Consider the following 467-nt stretch of genomic DNA (forward strand, 5'->3'; position numbering starts at 1 on the left):
TCAAAAAATCCTTGAGGTTCTATGAAAGCTCCAAGCGGTGCATTCCAAGTAACACTAAACATTACTTTCTTGCCCTGACACAAGCCACCACTACCATATTTAAGACTCTCATCTTTGCGACTGCGTCCATCATTGTTGAAAAGCACTCCAAAGCCTAAGATATAGACTTCATCGATATATTTTTTCACAATCCACGGCTCGCCCATCCACCACGCAGGCATTTGATAAATCACTACATCGCTTTTAGCAATCTTTTGCAATTCCTTTTTTTGCTCATAACCTTTATCAATAATCGTCTCTAAGATTGAGTAGCCTAGAGATTCTAAAGTCTCTTTAGCTACTGCTTGTAAAGTCGCATTAAGTCTTGTGCCATCATTGCCAAACTTCTTTGCTCCATTAATCAATAATGCTTGTTTCATATTCTCTCCTTTATGTGATGTTTGAGATGCTTTAGTTTGTTTCTGTTT

The 467-nt window shown here is 37.9% G+C and carries 1 protein-coding gene; it reads right to left on the reverse strand.

Annotated elements, in window-relative coordinates; all coding sequences use genetic code 11:
* A partial coding sequence (locus CQA44_RS12345; protein ID WP_115547446.1) for an NAD(P)H-dependent oxidoreductase occupies positions 1-419 on the reverse strand: 419 nt, incomplete at its 3' end.
* Between the last annotated feature and the right edge of the window lie 48 nt (positions 420-467).

The organism is Helicobacter sp. MIT 14-3879 (assembly GCF_003364125.1).